Annotated in this window: 15 protein-coding genes; 6 read left to right on the top strand and 9 right to left on the bottom strand. The window is 71.7% G+C overall.

Translation table 11 applies throughout. The features are described 5' to 3' along the window. Positions 1-444: 444 nt before the first annotated feature. Positions 445-1,410 carry a hypothetical protein gene (locus tag ACIQOW_RS23060; protein WP_401087791.1) on the bottom strand — a complete coding sequence of 322 codons (966 nt, stop codon included), beginning with the start codon at positions 1,408-1,410 and terminating at the stop codon, positions 445-447. 565 nt (positions 1,411-1,975) lie between these two features. Here ACIQOW_RS23060 and ACIQOW_RS23055 point away from each other — a divergent pair. Next, positions 1,976-2,239 carry a DUF397 domain-containing protein gene (locus ACIQOW_RS23055; RefSeq protein ID WP_380699987.1) on the top strand — a complete coding sequence of 88 codons (264 nt, stop codon included), beginning with the start codon at positions 1,976-1,978 and terminating at the stop codon, positions 2,237-2,239. Between the two features lie 425 nt (positions 2,240-2,664). On the opposite strand, the gene ACIQOW_RS23050 is transcribed toward ACIQOW_RS23055, so the two are convergent. Then, positions 2,665-3,240: an ATP-binding protein gene (locus ACIQOW_RS23050; RefSeq protein WP_401087789.1), complete on the bottom strand. Its 576-nt coding sequence runs from the start codon at positions 3,238-3,240 to the stop codon at positions 2,665-2,667. A 418-nt stretch (positions 3,241-3,658) separates the two neighbouring features. On the opposite strand from ACIQOW_RS23050, the gene ACIQOW_RS23045 reads away from it, so the two are divergent. Then, positions 3,659-4,525, top strand: a complete 867-nt coding sequence (locus ACIQOW_RS23045; protein ID WP_188297256.1) for a helix-turn-helix transcriptional regulator — start codon at positions 3,659-3,661, stop codon at positions 4,523-4,525. Between the two features lie 79 nt (positions 4,526-4,604). Here the strand turns inward: ACIQOW_RS23045 and ACIQOW_RS23040 are convergent, their stop codons facing one another. Next, positions 4,605-5,210: a TetR/AcrR family transcriptional regulator gene (locus ACIQOW_RS23040; RefSeq protein WP_401087788.1), complete on the bottom strand. Its 606-nt coding sequence runs from the start codon at positions 5,208-5,210 to the stop codon at positions 4,605-4,607. A 229-nt stretch (positions 5,211-5,439) separates the two neighbouring features. Then, entirely contained in the window at positions 5,440-6,954 is a 1,515-nt protein-coding gene (locus ACIQOW_RS23035) for an MFS transporter (RefSeq protein WP_401087786.1), read from the bottom strand. Positions 6,955-7,041: 87 nt separating this feature from the next. On the opposite strand from ACIQOW_RS23035, the gene ACIQOW_RS23030 reads away from it, so the two are divergent. Next, on the top strand, positions 7,042-7,476 hold the full coding sequence (locus tag ACIQOW_RS23030; protein WP_401087784.1) for a MarR family winged helix-turn-helix transcriptional regulator: 435 nt from the start codon (positions 7,042-7,044) through the stop codon (positions 7,474-7,476). Positions 7,477-7,534: 58 nt separating this feature from the next. Here ACIQOW_RS23030 and ACIQOW_RS23025 read toward each other — a convergent pair whose 3' ends face one another. The 5 genes from ACIQOW_RS23025 to ACIQOW_RS23005 form a co-directional block, all read right to left on the bottom strand. After that, on the bottom strand, positions 7,535-8,482 hold the full coding sequence (locus tag ACIQOW_RS23025; protein WP_401087782.1) for a M56 family metallopeptidase: 948 nt from the start codon (positions 8,480-8,482) through the stop codon (positions 7,535-7,537). A 206-nt stretch (positions 8,483-8,688) separates the two neighbouring features. Beyond that, positions 8,689-9,246 (bottom strand): DUF5134 domain-containing protein, encoded by a 558-nt coding sequence (locus ACIQOW_RS23020; RefSeq protein ID WP_401087781.1) that lies wholly within the window; start codon positions 9,244-9,246, stop codon positions 8,689-8,691. A 374-nt stretch (positions 9,247-9,620) separates the two neighbouring features. After that, the gene (locus ACIQOW_RS23015) at positions 9,621-10,379 is read right to left on the bottom strand and encodes an amino acid ABC transporter ATP-binding protein (protein WP_401087779.1); all 759 of its coding nucleotides are present in this window, start codon (positions 10,377-10,379) and stop codon (positions 9,621-9,623) included. Continuing rightward, a complete protein-coding gene (locus ACIQOW_RS23010) occupies positions 10,376-11,197 on the bottom strand; it encodes an amino acid ABC transporter permease (protein ID WP_401088167.1) in 822 nt (273 codons plus the stop codon). The genes ACIQOW_RS23015 and ACIQOW_RS23010 overlap by 4 nt, the downstream gene beginning before the upstream one ends. A gap of 170 nt (positions 11,198-11,367) precedes the next feature. After that, complete coding sequence (locus ACIQOW_RS23005; RefSeq protein WP_401087777.1) at positions 11,368-12,255, bottom strand: ABC transporter substrate-binding protein; 888 nt, start codon at positions 12,253-12,255, stop codon at positions 11,368-11,370. A gap of 523 nt (positions 12,256-12,778) precedes the next feature. On the opposite strand from ACIQOW_RS23005, the gene ACIQOW_RS23000 reads away from it, so the two are divergent. The 3 genes from ACIQOW_RS23000 to ACIQOW_RS22990 are packed head-to-tail and all read left to right on the top strand — an operon-like array spanning position 12,779 to position 16,007. Beyond that, on the top strand, positions 12,779-14,179 hold the full coding sequence (locus ACIQOW_RS23000) for a DUF6421 family protein (protein WP_401087776.1): 1,401 nt from the start codon (positions 12,779-12,781) through the stop codon (positions 14,177-14,179). Continuing rightward, positions 14,176-14,934, top strand: coding sequence for an SDR family NAD(P)-dependent oxidoreductase (locus ACIQOW_RS22995; RefSeq protein WP_401087774.1), 759 nt, complete (start codon positions 14,176-14,178; stop codon positions 14,932-14,934). The genes ACIQOW_RS23000 and ACIQOW_RS22995 overlap by 4 nt, the downstream gene beginning before the upstream one ends. Further along, the gene (locus ACIQOW_RS22990; protein WP_401088165.1) at positions 14,931-16,007 is read left to right on the top strand and encodes a threonine aldolase family protein; all 1,077 of its coding nucleotides are present in this window, start codon (positions 14,931-14,933) and stop codon (positions 16,005-16,007) included. Before ACIQOW_RS22995 ends, ACIQOW_RS22990 begins: the two co-directional genes overlap by 4 nt. The last annotated feature ends 258 nt before the right edge of the window (positions 16,008-16,265 follow it).

The following is a 16,265-nucleotide window of genomic DNA, read 5'->3' as shown; positions in this document are numbered from 1 at the left end:
TCGCGGATGAACCGGGTTCGTGTGGTCACGAACGGGAGCACGTTAATCAGACTGAAGTTCAAACCGCAAACTCCTGTGACGCGCATCACGGTTTAGTGGAAACCGCCAAAATTGCCGTCCGCCATGATCGTAAATGATCGTTTTCGGGCAATGCTGTTGCGGAAGGCGACAACTGGCTCCGCTTCAGAAGGGGTGTGACGGGGCGTCGAGGCGAGGAATCGCGCCCCCTGGGAAGCGGCGGAGCGGCCGCGAATTCGAGCGCCCCCGCGCGCGCTGCCTATTTCCTTTCAAATAGCGCCAGATCGGACATTCCACTTCATTGACACCCCGTTGCCGACTTCCTCCCGACCGCCTCCCGAACAGGATGGGGAAACAGCACGAGGGGCCCGGAACGCACGAGCGTTCTGGGCCCCTCGGTGCGCGCGGAGCGGCGCGCGGCGTCGACTACCGTCCGGCGCGTCCCTCGACGGCCGCGTGGGCGCCACGAGCGCCCTCCACGACCCCCTCGGCCTCGGCGGCGGCCGCCGCCTCCGCCTCGGCCCGCGCCAGGTCCTCCGGGGACGGCGTGGGCAGCGCGGCCAGGTAGGTGGAGGCGATCAGCTGGCCCACCGACGGGTACGCGCCCAGCGGCGCGGCCGACGGGCAGCCGGACTCCTCGGCGGCCGTGGCGAGCAGCTCGGAGTCCGCCTCGGGGCCGATCACCAGCGGGGCCAGCGCGGGGCGCTGTGAGCCGGTGTCACGGAGGTGGTTGACGGCCGCGGCCACCGAACCGGGAACGTCGAGCGCGGCGGCGACGACCGGAACGGCCAGTCGGGCGGCCAGCAGCACACCGGTGATGCCGGCCGCGGCGGCCGCGTCCTCGCCGCCGACGGTGGTCAGGACCACGCCGTCCGCGGCGGTCGCGATGGCGAACAGCCGGGCGCGGTCGGCCCGGGCCAGTCCGGCCTCGGACAGCCGGACGTGCACACCCTCGGCCAGCAGCGGGTGCGGGCCCAGCGGGTCGGTGACGGGTGCGCCGTACTCGGCGGCGAGCGCGTGAAGCCCGGTCAGGAAGGTGTGCGGGCCGGGTACCAGCGGCACCAGGACGGGCATCGGCTGTCCGGCCTCGGCGGCCAGGCTCAGCAGCTCCGCCACGGTGCGGTCCTCGCCGCCCACGCCCTCGGTGCCATTGCCGTTGCCGGGCAGGTAGCCGACCGCGGTCCGGACGCCGTTCTGCTCGGTGCGGACGATCGAGAGGAGCTCCTCGACGACCGAGCGGGACTCGGGCCCGGCGGTCGCGGGTACGGCGAGCACCAGGGCCGGGGCGCCGGCCGGAATCTCGGGGCGCTCAGGACGACGATGGCGCCCCCGCGCACGGGAGCCTGGAGTACGGACGGGCAGTGGCGCGCCCGGGATGGCTGCGGTGCTCATGCCGGAGATCGTAGGACATCGGCCCGTCCGGCTTGCAGTCGGCTGCCGTACGGGTTTCGCGCGGCCGCGGTGCGGAGCCGGTGAGTCTCCGGCGCCGGTCCTGACGCTTTGCCTACAATCCGGACATTCCTCGCCCGATCCCCGAGTGGGCGTCAGCATTGCTCGCCATTGCTCGACGCGATCCGAGGGGGCGGGCGTTGCGCCCGTGGCGCGTGAGATGTCTCACAGTGCGCGGGTGGCTTGACAGAGGGTCACGGAGATGCGACTCCCGGCATTCGAAGATCAACATTCAGCGGGGAGGTGCTCACGGCCGGTTATCGCGCGCCCGGTGATTCCATCGGCTATGTCCGTTTACGTACCGTCAGGAGAAGGGCCCGTGAAGAGTTCGGGGCCGCGGATGAAAGGCCTCGTGCACCTGCACCGTCCCGTGCTGATGCACGTGCACTGCGGCTATCATCGCGTCAAGTGAGGCGTTGTGCCGGACCGGTACGGGGCCGGTCCGTTCGTTCGGCGGTGCCGGGGCGCCGCGCTGGACGACAACTCCGGAGCTCTTCGGGAGACTTCTATGCACGACTCGCAGGACACGCACGGCTCGTACGACACCTACAACGGGATGGCCGCCGCCGATCTCCGGGGGGTGGTCTGGCAGAAGAGCCTGCACAGCAATTCCCAGGGCAACTGCGTCGAGTTCGCGGCCCTGCCGGGCGGCGATGTGGCGATGCGCAACTCGCGATTCCCGGACGGTCCGGCGCTCATCTACACCCGGGCCGAGATCGCCGCCCTGCTGCTGGGGGCGAAGGACGGGGAGTTCGACCACCTGGCGGTCTGACCGACCGTCGTGCTCCGTCATCGGAGGGCCGTCGTGGGTGCCGACACCACGACGGCCTTTGTCTTTTCCGGCACCCTTCCTGGCGTCCTTCCCGGATTCGTCCGGCGGGCGTGACCGCTCGCGGACCGGGGGAGCCGGAACGCCTCGGCGGGACCTGGGGAAAGGGGCCGGAGTGTGGTCCTCCCGGGGCTTCCCCCGGCCGGCCACGCGCAGGTCCGGCGCGAGTCCGTGCCTGGGCGCAGGGCCCGCTTCGGGCGTGGCACCCGTCCCGGGTGCGGGGCCCGCTCGGGGCGCGGTGCCGGCCCCGGTCGCGATCCCCGGCCCCGGTCGCGATCCCCGGTTCCAGCCGCAGTGCCCGTCCCGGGTGCAGTACCGGTCGCACTGCCGGTCCCAGTCGCGGTGCCGGTTCGGGCGCGACACCCGGGCTAGGCCGAGCGCCGATGCCGGCCGCCGACCTCGACGGGACCGTCGAGCGGTGAGCGGCCGCCGAGTTCCGGATGTCCGTCCAGCGGGGAACCGCCGGTCGCCTCCGCCTCGAACAGCGCCCAGACCACCTTGCCGCTGCCCAGCGGGTGCCAGCCCCACGAGCGGCTGAACGACTCCACCAGGTGAAGCCCGCGGCCCGATTCGGCGACGAAGTCCGCCTCCCGGGCGACCGGGCCGATGCTGCTCGGATCGCTCACCGCGCAGACCACCTGGGGTGCGCGGTGCACCAGGCTTATTCGGATCGGCAGCCGGCCGTCCGCGGTCGGCTGTACGGGAAAGTCGTACTCGCCCTGGACGCCGCCCGCATGGTCGGGCCGTGCGCCGACCGCGTGCCGGAGCGCGTTGGTCACGAGTTCCGAGGCCACCAGCGCGACATCGTCGAACAGTTCCGTCAGGCCCCAGCGCTTGAGCGTGATCCGGGCGAAGTCGCGCGCGGTTCTGACGGCTTCAAAGCGAGGAGCGAGCGTACAGGTGACCACATGGGGGTCAACCGCCAAAGCCGTACCGGTGCTCATGAAGAGCTCCTCCCATAAGGGGGCGGACACGGCTGGACCCGCCGGGGTCATGCCGGTCACCTCCGACTCGCTCGGCCGCTCGGCCGCCCCTTCGACCAGGCGCGCGCGCACTCGAACGCCCGATGGCGCGGGGGACGCCGTCGGGTCGGTGCGCGGAGTCGCGCGTGGGGTCGACGCGGAGCCCGCGGGATTGCCAGGGATGTGCAGGTGCACGTGCACCATGGTGGTGTGCGCTCACTGCAGATGCAAGAGTCGATTCACGTGCAGTCGCACTATTGGCATATGCAAGCGCCGAATGCACGTGCATCCTGGTGCGTGGAGTGTGGAACTGATAGGAACATCCGTCAGTATCGGCACCGTGAGCGCTCAACTGATGGCAGACTGTGCGCTGTTTGCCCTAGGTGGAGGTTTCGACCGCATGACCACAGTTCAGCCGGGCGGCGGCTCGATGGTCCGCCGGATCCTCCTCGGTTCGCAGCTGCGCCGCCTCCGTGAGGCGCGCGGCATCACCCGAGAGGACGCGGGCTACGCGATCCGGGCCTCCGAGTCCAAGATCAGCCGGATGGAACTCGGCCGCGTCAGCTTCAAGGAACGCGACGTCGCCGACCTGCTCAGCCTGTACGGCGTCGACGACGGCATCGAGCGGGAAGCCCTGCTCGGCCTGGTGCGCGAGGCCAACAAGTCCGGCTGGTGGCACAGCTTCAACGACGTGCTGCCGGGCTGGTTCCAGACCTACGTCGGGCTGGAGGAGGCGGCCCAGCTGATCCGCACCTACGAGGTGCAGTTCATCCCCGGGCTGCTCCAGTCCGAGGAGTACGCACGGGCGGTCTTCGGCCAGAGTCGGCCGGTCATCAGCGAGGAGGAGGTGGAGCGACGGGTCAGCCTCCGTCTGCGTCGGCAGAAGCTGCTGGCCGAGGGCGCGAGTCCGCGCCTGTGGGCGGTCATCGACGAGGCCGCGCTGCGCCGGCCGGTCGGCGGGCCCAAGGTGATGCGCGGTCAGGTGCAGTACCTGATCGACGTCGCCGAGCAGGCCAACGTGGTGATCCAGGTGATGCCGTTCCGGTTCGGAGCTCACGCGGGCGAGTCCGGGGCGTTCACGATCCTCCGGTTCCCCGAGCAGGACCTCGCCGACGTGGTCTACCTGGAGCAGCTCACCAGCGCGCTCTACCTGGACAAGCGGGACGACGTCGACGCCTACATCCAGGTCATGGAGCGGCTCTGCGTGGACAGTCTCACGCCGGAGCGCACCATCGACCTGCTCGCCTCGATCCTGAAGGAACGCTGAGCCGCTGCCGCCCGGGGCCTGTGAGCTCCCTCGCTCGCGAGGCCCCCCGGCAGCCGGTCACCAGGCCGCCCACCCGCCGTCAGTCGCGGGCCGGCGGCCGTTCGCGTTCCGGCGGGGACGGCTGCGGCGGGCGGCCCAGTTCCCAGGCCAGGTCGTAGCGGCGGAAGAGGTCGGCCCGGATCGGCGCCAGCGAGATCTCGGCGCCCGGCAGCAGCACCCCGATGCAGCCGCCCATCAGCGCGCTGCGCAGCACCGCGTGCTCGGCGATCGGATCGGGTGCGCCCCAGTCGTGCAGGAGCCTCTGGAGGATGGCGCCGAGCTGCTGCTGCTCCGGGTCCTGGACGAAGGCGCCGGTGTCCGGGTCGAGGATCAGCGCCAGGTGCGAGCGCATCACCCGGGGGTGGTCCAGCGCCAGCCCGAGGACGGTGTCGATCGCCCGGGCCAGCCGGGTGTCGGGGGAGGAGCCGGAGGGCAGTCCCGCCAGCGCGTCGGCCAGGGACTGGTGCATCATCCGGTGGGTCGCGGACTGCATCAGCAGCCGTTTGCCGTCGAAGTAGTACGAGAGCAGTCCACGGGCGAGTCCGGCCCGTTCGGCGATGTCCGTCAGCGTGGTGCCCGCGTAACCGCGCTGGTCAACCAGCTCGACGGTGGCCCGCATGATGCGTCGGCGGGAGCGTTGCCGCATCTCCTCATTGACCGAATCCCCGCGAGGTGCCATCGTGTCTGCTCCGAACGTTCGTTGGCTTCGAGCCAATATACTTGCGGAGCCGACAGCCGCACCGTGGAACCGCGCCCCCGGAGGGCGCTGCCCGGGCGGCGGCCACGAAGACGGCCGGCTCCACCAACACGGGGGTTTGGTGGAGCCGGCGCCATTGCCCGACGGTCCGGAGGCCGGCCGTGGGCCGGCCCGCGGGTCAGCGCTGGGCCAGGACTTCGGTCCGGGCCGTAGGCGATCCGGCCGGCGGGGCGTCATGATCCGGTACCGGTAGGGGAGTTGAGTTCCCGCGCCGGTCCACCAGGGCGCCCGCCGCGGCGACCGCCAGGCCGACCAGCGCGATCGCCGTGACGAACATCAGGGCCGGCCGGTAGCCGTCCAGCTGGGCCTGCGGGCTGTCGCCGCCCGCGCTGCCGGCCGTGATCATCGCGGTCGACCCGGCCAGCACCACTGCGGTGCCGACCTGGATCGCGGTGTTCACCAGGCCCGAGGCCAGGCCCTGCTCCTCGTTGGCCACGCCGTCGGTGGCGGCGATGTTCACCGAGGGGAAGGCGAACGCGAAGCCCACGCCGAGCAGCAGCATCGAGGGCAGCACCAGGCCCGGGTAGGAGCTGTGCTCGTCCAGCCGCAGGAACAGGGCGAAGGCGGCGACCAGCGAGAGCAGGCCGATCGGCAGCAGCCGCCCGGTGCCGAAGCGGTCCACGATCGGGCCCATGAAGGGTGCCGAGAGTGCGATGAGGGCCGCGGCGGGGAGCAGTCCGAGGGCCATCTCCAGGGCCGACCAGCCGAGCAGGTGCTGGAGGTAGAGGGTGACCACGAACTGGAACCCGCCGTACGCGCCGGTCATCGCGAAGGCGACGACGTTGGCCCGGGCGACCGAGCCGTTGCGGAAGATGCCGAGCCGGACCAGCGGGTGCGCGGTGCGGCTCTCCACCAGCAGGAAGGCGGCGGCCAGGACGGCGACGACGAGCAGCGAGCCGAGGGTGCGCAGGCTCAGCCAGCCGGCGCCCTGGGCCTCGGTGACGGTGAAGACCAGCAGCAGGACGGTCGTGGTGCCGGTGATCGCGCCCAGCACGTCGTAGCCGCCCTTGGCGGGCTCCTCGGTCGGGCGGGGGAGCAGTCGGACGGCGAAGACCAGGGCGATCAGCGCGACCGGGACGGGCATCAGGAAGGTCCAGCGCCAGCCGACCGAGGTCAGCAGGCCGCTGAGGACCAGACCGAGCGAGAAGCCGCTGGCGCCGCAGGTGGTGTAGATCGACAGCGCGCGGTTGCGGGCCGGGCCCTCCGCGAAGGTCGTGGTGATGATCGACAGGCCGGCCGGCGCGGTGAAGGCGGCGCTGACGCCCTTGAGGAAGCGGGCGGCGATCAGCAGTGCGCCGTCGTCGACCAGGCCGCCGAGCAGCGAGGCGGCGGCGAAGACGCCCAGGGCGACCAGGAACACCCGGCGGCGGCCGAGCAGGTCGGCGGCGCGCCCGCCGAGCAGCAGCAGGCCGCCGTACCCGAGCACGTAGCCGGAGACCACCCACTGGAGGGTGGAGGTGGAGAGATGCAGGTCGGAGCCGATGGACGGGAGGGCGACGCCCACCATGGAGACGTCCAGGGCGTCCAGGAACATGGCGGCGCAGAGCACGATCAGGGTGCCCCAGAGGCGGGGAGTCCAGTGCGGCCCGCTGGTTGACGGGGCGTCGGGTGACGTGACGGTCGCGGTGGTCATGGAGAGGACAGTACATGCACATGCATTCAATGCAAATGAATTAGATGTGAACGCAATAATTGACGATGCACGTGCTAGGGTGGCGGCGTGGCTGAACTCGACTCCCCGGCGGAGGCAGGTCTCGTCGCGCAGTGGCGCGAGCTGCTGGCCCGGCACGCCGCCGCGGCCTGCACGCTCGACCGTGAGCTGGGCGACCGGTACGAGCTGGGCATGAGCGAGTTCGAGGTGCTGGAGCGCCTCGTCGAGGAGTGCGGGGGCGGTGGCGGGCGCGCGGTGCGGGTGAGCGAGCTGGCCCATACCGTCCACCTGAGCCAGAGCGCGCTGTCCCGGCTGATCGCCCGGCTGGAGAAGGCCGGGCTGGTCGCTCGCGCGATGTGCGAGAGCGACCGCAGGGGCGTCCTGCTCACCCTGACCGACGCCGGTCGGGAGCGCTACGAGCAGGCCAGGCCGCTCCACCGCGAGGTGCTGGGGCGGACCCTCGGCGACGAGCCAGGCCAGGCCTGCGGATCGCCCACGGACTGACGGGCAGGCCGGCCGCCCGGCGGATCGTCGGGGGTCACGCGTCGGCGTGGGAGCGGTCTCAGAGCAGTGAGTGCAGCCCGGGCGCGGCGGCCAGAAGGACGACCACGACGGGCGCCGCGAGGGCCGCGACGGTGAGCCGCAGCCGGTTCGGCACGGTGAGCCGCGGGCGGCCCACGAGCAGCCGGTCCACCCGCTTCGGGGACTGTGCCAGGCCGGGTGGGCAGGAGCCGAACACACCGCGGTCCAGGTTGAGTTCGGCCAGCGCCAGGGCGGTGGTGTGCCGGCCGTGCCGACGTGCGGCCCGGTCGTCGGCGGCCAGCTCGACCAGCTCCGCCACCTGGCCGCGGAAGGCGCTGAACACCCGGACCCCGGGGAAGCCGGAGGCGAGTGCCTGGGCGAACTGCTGGAGCCAGTGGTGCCGGGCCCTGACGTGGCCGCGCTCATGGCTCAGCACGGCCGCCAGCTCCCGGTCGGTCAGCTGCTGGAGGGCGCCGGTGGTGACCACCAGGCGGGAGTCGGGGCCGGGCAGCGACCAGGCCTCGGGGCGGACGTTCTCCAGCACCACCAGCCGCTCCCCGCGACTCCGGGCGGTCTCGATCGTGTCGGGCAACTCGGGCGCGCGGGTCGCCAGTTGGGCGTGCCGGCGGGTGCGCAGCGCCTTGGCCGTACGGACCTCCCTGGTGAGCGCCAGCACCGTCTGCACCCCGCCCGCCGCCAGTACCGCGGCACACAGCCGACCCCAGCCCTCGGCGTCCTGGAGGCCGTACGCGGCCTCCACGCCGCGCGGCGCGCCCGCGAACACCAGTGAGCGCAGCTCCGGCAGGGCGGCGGAGGCGGCCAGCACCAGGCCCAGTGCGCAGCAGAGCAGCACGGCCACCACCAGGCACTGCCACACCAGCAGGGCCAGCACCGGTTCGCGCTCCGCCCAGCGGGCCCGGGCCAGCAGCCTGGGCGCGAGGGTCGAGAGCAGCAGTCCGAGCAGCAACAGGCCGATCAGGGCGGGCATCGATGGGCTCCCCGAGTACGCACGGAACGCGACAACGCGCTCCCCGTCAACCTATGCGCTGGCGACGCCCGGTGGAACGGCTTTCGACCGGCCAGTGACCAACGCCACGCCCGAGCCGGGTTTTTGGGGCCCGACGGGGGCGGGCCGGGGGCGGGCGGGGCCGGACCGGCGGGGTGCCGGGTGGGGCGGTGGGGCCGGTGGGGCCGTCACATGGTCAGGAGCATGGCGAACATGCCGATGCCCATGGTGAGTCGGCAGGCCTGGGGCAGCCCGGCGGTGCCGATCGCGAGGGTGCCCGCCGGGGTGCGCAGCAGTCGGCTGCCGGCCCAGAGGGTGTAGCCGCCGAAGTAGAGGAGGAGGATGCCGGTCAGTGCCGGGAGGCCCAGGGTGGCGTCGTGGTGGTGGTGAGTGTGGCCGGAGGTGGCCGCCATCGCGAGGGCCATGTACGTCATGGCGAGCGCGCCGACGGCGTGGTGCAGCCGGTGGGCCCGGCCTGTGGGGGCGTGTGCGGCGGCGAACAGGAAGGCGGCGGCGGGGAGGCCGAACAGTGCGGCCCAGACGGGGGCGGGGACGATGGCGCCGGTGACGGCCATCGCGGCCATGCCGAGCCCCATCAGGGCCTCGGCGGCGTCGGACTCGCGGGCGAGCGGCCGGTGCGCGCCGCCCGGGGCGCAGGGGGAGTGGCCGAGCCTGACCAGACAGGAGGCGCCGGCGCCTGCGGTGAGGAGGGCGAGGAGCCAGTTGACCAGGGTGGGTCCGTGCAACGGCGGCCTCCCGGGGCGATGGGCGACGGAGGGCGGCGAACAGCGGACGGCAGACAACTGACAGGTGACAGATGATGAAATCTGTCATCTGTCATCTGTCATCTGTCATCTGTTATTGCCGACTGCCATCCGTCCGCCGATCCTCCGCGCGCGGCGACGGTCGTCCGGTCCACGATCACCGCACCCGGCCGGGCGCTGCCAGGGCGCACACAGGGGCGCACAGTGGTGCCACCGTTGCGAAAGCCCCGACCGCGCACCGGCCCGCACCCCAGCCCGCCCCGGCCCACTTCGCCGGGCCCACCTCGCCGCGCCCACCTCGCCCCGGCCCACCCGTGGCCGGCCCCGTCCGCGCCCGCCCGACCGTCGCGGAGGCCTCAGCCCTGGAGCCGCCCCGAGGCGACCACCCGGCTGAGGAACTGCCGGGTCCGCTCCTCCTGCGGATCGCCGAACACCTGCTCCGGCGCCCCCTGTTCGAGCACCACTCCGTCGTCCAGGAAGCAGACCCGGTCGGCCACCTCGCGGGCGAAGCCCATCTCATGGGTGGAGATGACCATCGTCATCCCCTGCTCCTTGAGGTCCCGCACCACCGACAGCACCTCGCCGACCAGCACCGGGTCGAGCGCCGCGGTGATCTCGTCCAGGAGCAGCAGCCGGGGCCCGGTGGCCAGCGCGCGCACGATGGCGACCCGCTGCTGCTGCCCGCCGGAGAGCCGGTCCGGGTACTCCTTCGCCTTGGCCGCCAGCCCGAGCCGGTCGAGCAGTTCCAGCGCCCGTGCCTCCGCCTCGGCCCGGGCGACCCGGTGCACCCGGCGCGGCGCGAGCGTGATGTTCTCCAGCACCGTCAGGTGCGGGAACAGGTTGTACGACTGGAACACCACACCGATCCGCCGCCGCACGGCGTCCTCGTCGGCACGCGGATCGGTGATCTCCTCGCCGTCCAGGAAGATCGCCCCGTCGTCGATCCCCTCCAGCAGGTTGACGCACCGCATCAGGGTGGACTTGCCGGAGCCGGACGCCCCGATCAGTGCCGTCACCGAGTGCTCGGCCACGGCGAGGTCCACGCCGCGCAGCACCACCTGGCCGCCGAAGGTCTTGCGCACCGACTCCAGCCGGAGCACCTCGCTCGCCGTCACACCGCACCGCCCTGGAGCCGGCGGCGGTTCGTCCGGGCGGTCAGCCAGTCGGCGAACCGGGTGAGCGGAATGGTCAGCACGATGAACACCAGCCCAGCGATCAGGTACGGCGTGAAGTTGAAGGACCGGGCCGCGATGATCTTCGCCGCGTACACCGCGTCGATCGCGCCGCCGATCGAGACCAGCCCGGTGTCCTTCTGAAGGCTCACCAGGTTGTTGAGCAGCGGCGGTACGACCCTTCGGACGGCCTGCGGCAGCACCACGTACCGCATCGCCTGCGCGTTGGTCAGCCCCAGCGAGCGGGCCGCGGCGCGCTGGCTCGGGTGCACCGACTCGATGCCGGATCGGAACACCTCCGACACGTACGCCGAGTACGTCAGCACCAGCGCGGCCCCGCCCAGCAGCAGCGGATCGGTGGTGACTCCGGTCAGCCGCAGCGCCGGCACCCCGGTGATCATCACCAGCAGGCAGATGATCATCGGCAGTCCGAGGAAGAAGTCCACGTACGCGGTGGCCAGCAGCCGCACCGGCAGGAAGACCGGCCCGCGCAGCGTCCGCAACACCGCCAGCAGCAGCCCGAACACCAGGATCAGCGCCCCGCAGCCGAGCATCAGCTCCAGGTTGAGCCGCAGCCCCTTCAACACCTCGGGCAGCGCCTGACGGGCGTAGTCGAGGTTGAAGAAGGTGCGCCGAGTCACCTCCCAACCGGGGGAGTTGACGACCAGTAGGTAGAGCACGACGGCCGTCGCCAGGGTCGACGCGGTGGCGATCAGCGCCGAACGGCGGGCCCGGGACCGCCGGTACGCCTCGTGTGCCAGCCGCCGCTCGGAGGGGCGGTAGCCGCCCTCCGCCTCCGGGGCCCCGGCCCGTGCAGCCTGCTTCCCGGTCCGTGCAGTGGGCGCCCCGGCCCGCGCCGCCGAGGTCTTGGTGAGTTCCGCCGGCGCGGTGTCCGGTGTCTCCCCGCTCAGCTCGGGGCCCAGGTCAGCGCTCACTTCAGCACCGGCGCCGAGACGGCGTCGGAGAGCCACTGCTTCTCCAGCTTCGCCAGCGTGCCGTCGGCGCGCAGCGCGTCCACCGCCTGGGAGACGCAGCCGGTCAGCTTGGAGCCCTTGTCCAGCACCAGGCCGAACTGCTCGGCCCGCGCGCCCGCCTCGAACTGGCCGACCACCTGGGCCTCGGGAACCTCGGCGCCGGTGATGTAGAAGGCGGTCGGCAGGTCGACGACCAGGGCCTCGATCTGGCCGTTCTTCAGCGCGGCCTTGGCCAGGTCGTTGGAGTCGAAGACGGCGGGCTGGGTGCTCGGCTTGATGGTGTCGGTGATGGTGTCCAGGCTGGTGGTGCCGACCTGCGCGCCGAGCTTGGTGGTCTTGAGGTCGGCGATGCTCTTGGCGCCCGCCGCCTTGGAGTTCTTCAGCGCGATGACGGTCTGGCGCACGTCGTAGTAGCCGGAGGAGAAGTCGACCGCCTGCTTGCGCTCGTCGCTGACGGACACCTGGTTGATGTCGAAGTCGAAGTCCTTGGCGCCCGGCGCGGTCGCCTTGTTGAACGGTGCCACCACCCAGCTGACCTTCTCCTTGGGATAGCCCAGCTTCTCGGCGACCGCGTAGGCCACGGCGGACTCGAAGCCCTTGCCGTTCTCCGGCTTGTCCTCGGAGAACCACGGGTCGTACGCGGGCTTGTCGGTGCCGACGGTCAGCGTCCCGCCCGTGCGCGTCGCCAGCGCCCCCGGCGCGCAGCCCGCCGCCGTCCCGGCCGCGCCCGAGGAACCGGAGGCGGCGTCGGACTTGGAGTCCTGCGGAGCGCAGGCGGTCAGCACCGCGGCGGCGGCGACCAGCGCGGCGATGGGCAGTACGGCGGACGGCTTGCGGAGGGTCATGGCGGGCTCCAGGGGAAGGACCGGGCGGGACGGGGAAAGGGCGGCGGCACGGGAGGGCGCGGCGAGGCGGGCCGGATCCCGGCGGGTCACTTCCCCCGGTGGCGGCGCCGGAACACACACGGCATGGTCGGCGTACGGGCCCGCGTCCGCGGCGCCCCCCCGAGCCGGACCGGCGGCAGCCGGGTCGGCGGCAACCGGTCAACAACAGCGGCGACAGCGGCAACAGAGGCCGCGCGCGCGACGGCGGACGTGCCGACGGGAGGGCGCCCGGAACGGGCTGTCGTGGCGTTCGGCCACCGTGATCACCGCCGGGAGCATGCGGGGAGGTTCGCATCAGAGCGGCGCATCTGTCCAGATCATCCAGATCAGTGTCCACATGTCGGACGACCCGCCTCCCGCCGGAGGTTTCGTCCCCGGAGCGGCGGCGCGCCGGAACTTTGCCGGTCCTGACCCCCTTGAACAGGAGAACCTTTCGTACTTATGGTGGCCTCGTTGAAATAACTCCTGTCGAAGTGAGTCCACGATGCAGAATCTTTCGCCAAGGCTCGCTGCGGCGGCCGACGCCCCGGTCTCGACCCTCGCCGGCCACCCGGCCTGGCTGCGCCTGAAGGAGGCCGTCGAGACGCTGCGCCCGCTGCAGTCCAAGGACGGCTCGATCGACCTGGCCGCCGTCCAGCGGCACACCGTCGACCCGCTGGTCGCCAGCGTCCGCACCGCGGTCAAGGAACTCGCCCCGAACTTCCCGCACGACGCCGCCTACCTGGACGCCGTCGACGCGGACCTCGCCAAGTGGGCCGACACCGGCTACCGCGAGCCCGACTTCCTGGACTCGCTGCTCGCCTTCCAGCCCGCCGACCAGCGCGAGGACGGCCTGGAGCACCTCGTCGTCTTCCCGATGTACACCCAGAACGGCAACCCGGACCGCAACCTGGAAGCCGTCCTGCTGAGCGTCGTGTGGCCCGACTGGCTGGCCGAGCTGGAGCGCACCCGCTTCGACAACCCGATGTTCGTGCCGATCACCTTCACGGACTTCACCGCCGGCTACGACACCAACTCCGCCGTGCTCTTCCCCGAGACGGTCGCCGTGCGCAAGGCGCCGGAACGTTTCACCTGGGGTGGCATCTTCTGTGACCGCGAGGCCGCCCGCTTCCGCGCCGTCTCCACCAGCGCCGTCCGGCAGCTGGGCCTGGAGATCCCGGCCGACGCCGAGGGCCTGCTCCAGGACCAGCAGCGCGCGCAGGAGACCTTCGTCCTGTGGGACCTGATCCACGACCGTACCCACAGCCACGGCGACCTGCCGTTCGACCCCTTCATGATCAAGCAGCGCAGCCCGTTCTGGATGTACGGCCTGGAGGAGCTCCGCTGCGACCTCACCACCTTCAAGGAGGCGGTGCAGCTGGAGTCCGAGGGCAACCCGCACGCCCGCGACGTCCAGTACGCGGTCCTCTTCGACCGCCTGTTCCGCTTCCCTGTCTCCGGCGACCGGGTGCGCAACTACGACGGCCTCGGCGGCCAGCTGCTCTTCGCCTACCTGCACAAGCACGAGGCCCTGAGCTGGCGCGACAACCGCCTCAGCATCGACTGGGAGCGCGCCCAGCAGGTCACCAACGCGCTCTGCGGCGACATCGAGAAGCTGTACCGCGACGGCATCGACCGGCCCAAGCCGGCCCACTGGATCGCCGCCTACGAGCTGGTCTCCCGGTACCTCACCCCGCACCCCGCCTCCACCTGGGCGAAGGGTTCCGAGGCCCTCCCGCTCGACATCACCGACGGCAAGGCCCTCAACAAGGCCCTGTGCGACGCCGTGCTCCCGGACGAGTTCCCGCTGAGCATGTTCTACGAGGCCCTCAACAAGAAGCTGAGCGGCGTCATCGCCTCCACCGCCGGTATCACCGGTACCAGCACCCAGGGAGCTGCCGCGTGACCACCTCCACCAACGCCCCGCTGGCCGGCAAGGTCATCGCCGTCGCCGGAGCCAGCGGCCCGGCCGGCCGCGCCGTGCTGCGCCGCCTCACCGCCGGCGGCGCCACCGTGATCGGCGCCGACATCGACGCCCAGCGCCTGGAGTCCGCCCTGGACGCCACGCGGGTGGCCGTCCGCGGAGCGAAGGTCAGCGGCCAGGTGATCGACCTGCTCGACCCGCAGGAGGTCCACGACTGGGCCGACCACCTGGAGTCCGAGCACGGCCACGTGGACGGCCTGTTCCACCTGGTCGGCGGCTGGCGCGGCGGCAAGTCCTTCTTCGACACCCGGCTGGACGACTGGGACTTCCTGCACGACACCGTCGTGCGCACCCTCCAGCACACCTCGCTGGCCTTCCAACCCGCGCTGCTGCGCAGCACCGCCGGCCGCTACGCGATGATCTCCGCCGCGGCCGCGCACAAGCCCACCGCCGGCGGCGCCGCCTACGCGGCCGCCAAGGCCGCCACCGAGGCGTGGACCCTCGCCATGGCCGACTCCTTCAAGAAGGAGACCACGGCCCCCGACGGCGAGCCCACCGCGGCGGCTGCGATCCTGGTCATCAAGGCGCTGGTCAGCCCCGAGATGCGGGCCGAGAAGCCGGAGGCGAAGTTCGCCGGCTTCACCGACACCGCTGACCTCGCCGACCACCTGGCGGGCCTCTGGGACCGCCCCGCAGCAGAACTGAACGGACAGCACCTGTGGCTGACAGCCCGATGACCGACCTCACCCGTACGGACGCGGTACGGCGGCACGACCCCGCCGTCCGCGGCTTCGCCAGCGACAACTACGCCGGCGTGCACCCGGAGGTACTCGCCGCGATAGCCCTGGCCAACGGCGGTCACCAGATCGCCTACGGCGAGGACGACTACACGGCCCACCTCCAGGACGTCTTCCGCCGCCACTTCGGCGAGAAGGCCGAGGCCTACCCCGTCTTCAACGGCACCGGCGCCAACGTGGTCGCCCTCCAGTCGCTGCTCCCGCGCTGGGGCGCGGTGGTCTGCGCCGAGTCGGCCCACATCCACGTGGACGAGGGCGGCGCCCCGGAGAAGATGGGCGGCATCAAGCTGCTCACCGTCCCCACCCCGGACGGCAAGCTCACCCCCGAGCTGCTCGACCAGCAGGCCTGGGGCTTCGGTGACGAGCACCGCGCGCAGCCGCTCGCGGTCTCCATCACCCAGAGCACCGAGCTCGGCACCCTCTACACCGCCGACGAGATCCGCGCGATCACCGAGCACGCCCACCAGCTGGGGATGCTCGTCCACGTGGACGGCTCCCGCCTGGCCAACGCCGCGGCCTCGCTCGGCCAGCCGCTGCGCGCCTTCACCACCGACGTGGGCGTCGACGTGCTGTCCTTCGGCGGCACGAAGAACGGCCTGCTGTTCGGCGAGGTCGTGGTGGTGCTCAACCCGGAGCGGGTGCGCAACATCAAGTACCTGCGCAAGACCTCGATGCAGCTCGCCTCGAAGATGCGCTTCGTCTCGGTCCAGTTCGAGGCGCTGCTCTCCGGTGACCTCTACCTGCGCAACGCCGGCCACGCCAACGCGATGGCCAGCCGCCTGGAGGCCGCGGTCCGGAAGATCGACGGCGTTGAGGTGGTCCGCCCGGTCCAGGCGAACGCGGTGTTCGCGATCCTCCCGCGCGAGGTGAGCGAGCGGCTCCAGAAGCGCTACCGCTTCTACTTCTGGAACGAGCACACCGGTGAGGTCCGCTGGATGTGCGCCTTCGACACCACGGAGGCCGACATCGACGCCTTCGCGGAGGCCATCGCCGAGGAGATGGGCCGCGCCTGACGGTGCCCCGACGACGGATCGTCCCGTCCTGCGACAGCAGGGCGGGACGATTTGCATGTGGCGGGCCGGTCCCCGTACAGTTCCGGAGTCGCCGCGGGAGACCGGGGCGGCAAAGCGGAAAGCGAATCCGATGAATGAAACTCCGGAAAACGGGGGCGGAAACCATCTGATAAGCTGGAAACACGAAAGAACGAAGCCCGGAGGGCCTGCTGGAAGGCAGTCCGAAGGAAGCGTCCGTTCCTTGAGAACTCAACAGCG

This window comes from Kitasatospora sp. NPDC091335 (assembly GCF_044757205.1).
Classification (GTDB): Bacteria; Actinomycetota; Actinomycetes; order Streptomycetales; family Streptomycetaceae; genus Kitasatospora.
This window is presented reverse-complemented; position numbering and strand designations above follow the sequence as displayed.